This window comes from Imperialibacter sp., assembly GCF_040222385.1.
In the GTDB taxonomy this organism is placed as follows: domain Bacteria; phylum Bacteroidota; class Bacteroidia; order Cytophagales; family Cyclobacteriaceae; genus Imperialibacter.
The window spans coordinates 1-721 of sequence record NZ_JAVKDF010000045.1; the positions used below are offsets into that span (position 1 = coordinate 1).

General features: G+C 45.9%; 1 protein-coding gene. It reads right to left on the bottom strand.

Annotated features, from left to right (window positions below; translation table 11 throughout):
- Window positions 1-721: DNA polymerase III delta subunit-related protein (locus RIG68_RS23315; RefSeq protein WP_350128044.1), on the bottom strand; the 721-nt coding region annotated here is incomplete at both ends.

A 721-nucleotide genomic window follows, 5' to 3' on the forward strand; every position in this document is an offset into this window, starting at 1 on the left:
GTTGATTTTTGCTGGCCTTGTACTGTATGTCGCACTGGCTCAAAATGTTCAACCCGGAGAGAAGGAAAGAAAGAGAGGTTTTTGACGATTGGTCGCTATACTTTGTTTTGATGCTTTGGGCGACCTGCAAGAGGGAAATCGTTTCCTTGTCTTTACAAACCATCAAATTGCGAAGGTGCTCGCTAAGCCCATTGATGAAGTTGTGGCCGTCGAAGCCGCTTCTGATGATTTCATCAAAAATGAGTAGCACGCCTGACAGGTTTTCTTCCAAAAAGAAATCTACAACCTTAAAATAATAGTCGTAGTCAAGAATGTGGAGGTTCTTGATGGTATCCTGATAAGTGATTTTGTTGCCGGACGAAAAGGTAACGATCAGGTCGAAAATAGAAAGTGCATCTCGCAACGCCCCATCGGCTTTCTGCGAGATCAGGTGAAGTGCTTCTTCCTCTGCTTCTATACCCTCGTTAGCAGCTATCTTCTGTAGCTGTGTAGTGATGTCCGAAATCTCGATCCTGTTGAAGTCATAAATCTGACAACGGGAAAGGATAGTGGGGATCACTTTGTGCTTCTCCGTCGTAGCCAAAATGAAAATGGCATAAGACGGCGGCTCCTCCAGCGTCTTCAAAAAGGCATTGAAGGCCTGGGTGGAGAGCATGTGCACCTCATCGATGATATACACTTTATAGTTGCCCTGCTGGGGTGGGTACCGCACCTGATCGAT